Source organism: Marinobacterium sp. MBR-111 (assembly GCF_040547585.1).
Lineage (GTDB): Bacteria > Pseudomonadota > Gammaproteobacteria > Pseudomonadales > Balneatricaceae > Marinobacterium > Marinobacterium iners.
In genome coordinates this window covers 1-2,142 of record NZ_JBEPQA010000068.1, presented here as the reverse complement: position 1 = coordinate 2,142, position 2,142 = coordinate 1, and the positions used below count along the sequence as shown (strand labels likewise).

At 50.7% G+C, this 2,142-nt stretch carries 3 protein-coding genes and 2 pseudogenes; all 5 read right to left on the bottom strand.

Features of this window, described 5'->3' with window-relative positions; genetic code table 11:
• Positions 1 to 735: amidase family protein (locus ABIE61_RS18670; protein ID WP_354412376.1), on the bottom strand; the 735-nt coding region annotated here is incomplete at its 3' end.
• Between the two features lie 14 nt (positions 736 to 749).
• Positions 750 to 998: pseudogene (locus ABIE61_RS18910) on the bottom strand (transposase); the annotation flags it as partial.
• 30 nt (positions 999 to 1,028) lie between these two features.
• Positions 1,029 to 1,277, bottom strand: a pseudogene (locus tag ABIE61_RS18905) (transposase); the annotation flags it as partial.
• Between the two features lie 83 nt (positions 1,278 to 1,360).
• A complete protein-coding gene (locus ABIE61_RS18660; RefSeq protein ID WP_354412373.1) occupies positions 1,361 to 1,696 on the bottom strand; it encodes a hypothetical protein in 336 nt (111 codons plus the stop codon).
• 144 nt (positions 1,697 to 1,840) lie between these two features.
• On the bottom strand, positions 1,841 to 2,142 hold a 302-nt coding region (locus tag ABIE61_RS18655), incomplete at its 5' end, for a hypothetical protein (protein WP_354412370.1).

Genomic DNA, 2,142 nt, shown 5'->3' with positions numbered 1-2,142 from the left:
CAAGCCGGTGATGTCGCGCAGAGAAATGGAGGTGACGGTGATGTTAGGGAAATTACTCAAATGCGTAATGCACTCGGATAGGGCGCTCTGGATCTCGGGGTCGGCTAGCGCGAAAGCTTCCTTCACCAAATAGATATTTTTCACTGGTGGAAGTGCAACGTCACGGCTGCGAAGAAGCACACGCATCGTTTGGCGCAGAATAGGAAGATTTTGAGCCAATATGCCAACAGTGCTGACACTTGGTGCAAAAGGAAGTACTCCGGCTTCGGAGATGCGGTGCAGACTTGGCCGCATGCCGAACACCCCACAAAGGCTAGCGGGAATCCGGATTGATCCGCCACAGTCGGTACCCAGCGCAAAGTCTACCAACCCACAGGCAACTGCCGACGCCGAGCCACTTGAAGACCCGCCGGGGATCCGATCCGGGGCGCGGGGGTTCACTGGCGTACCGTAGAAATAGCTCTCGCCGTCCAGGCTATAGGTAAATTCGTCGGCTATTGTTTTGCCGACGCACCGCGCTCCAGCCATCAACAGTTGTTCCACACAAACCGCATGGTAGGCAGCTCGCGGATGTGCTTCACGCCATGGTTTACTACCATAGGAGGTAAATCGATCACGGACATCAATGTTGTCTTTAACTGCAAAGCACAAACCATCCAATGCGCCGGATGCATAGGGGGCTATTTCAAAACGTTCAGCAAAAGCGTTGGAGGTCTGGAAATCGTAAGTTCTCATTGGTGTCCTGCAATATACGCGTGATATTCAACTCCACGATCCGTATGAAAAATCAGACCCGGAGCAGGCCGCCGGTTGCGTAATGCCATCTGTAGCGAGGCCTTGGTCAATGATACCGTTTTCTGCTTACCCAAAGACCAGCCCACAATGCGACGGGAGCACAGATCAATGACTGCAGCCAGGTACAGCCAGCGTTTTCCAACGCGAATATAGGTCAAATCGGCAGCCCAATGCTGATTGGTTGCTGTCGGTTTAGGCAGGTCATTTTCTTCTTTCAAGTCAGCAACGTGTTTCTCAAGCTTTCGTATCCGCTCGTTCTCACTCAAAGCCTTCGGCTTCTTAGACACCATTTTACGTTTATCAGCCACAATCTTGCCTTCCCGGTACTCCTCGCGCCAGCGGGACAACATGAACGGGTGGATATCCAGCGCTTCCGCCACTCCCTTCACGCTCACCCCATTCAGATGGGTCAGCTTAACAGCTTTGGCCTTGAGCTCGTCCGTGTACTGTCGCGTCTTTTTTGGGTTCTTGTACGCTGGCATTTCTCACCTCGTTTGAATTAGATCGAGGTGCCCATTGAGCCGGGGGAACTACAAGGGGCGATAACAGCCGCTTGTTATGTATTTCACCACGATGACCAGTGGTACTTATTTACAAGCTTTCCGTCTGCACTAAAACAAAACGCATATTTGCTGGGTAGCTTTAGCGCGTTCTCGTACCAGACTTCTTTAACGCACCCAGAAATCCTTTGTTCTTGATACTTTTTAAAACCTCGCTCTGGCCCTTCCGTGCCATCAGTGACATATGACGGTTCACCTACCAAAGCTAGCAGATCATCATATGAGCTTCCTATAGGCAATGATTGCATAGCTTCAGTAGGACCATTTTTGCCCAAGAGTATGTAGCCACACACACCGAGAACAAATACAAAAAGGCTGAAAGTAAGTACCTTCTTATTCATGATCACACGCATACATTTAACGCCCGACTTTGTAGCCGCAACGCTGCGCAAAGGCCGTCCCAACCCCGAAGAGGCGACAACAGGGCCGCAGCAGCGTAGCTGCGAAGGTCCCAGTGAGCGAAGCGAACGATTTTGAACGCCTGGTTATGTGTTCTCACTGTCACTACCGCTCTCTTTTTTTAAGACTATCCATGTTACCCACGAACTAATAGCTCCCACTATTATGCTTCCCGGGAGAACGATGAGCAGCCATAGAAGACCTAAACCAAAATCATCGGCCAGCTCTGCTCTGCTACTGGCGCCAACGGACCACATTTCAAAGTAGACAGCAACATCACCTAAAAGCTGCTCAGCAATTACGGTGGCCAATATAAAGGCGATTACACTACAAGCTACTCTTTTCATCTGAGATACACATAACGCCTTACACACGGGCTGACTGAAGC

Bases quoted from the DNA above. Each gene is read 5' to 3' on its own strand.
- ABIE61_RS18660 (WP_354412373.1), bottom strand. From the start codon at position 1,696: ATGAATAAGAAGGTACTTACTTTCAGCCTTTTTGTATTTGTTCTCGGT.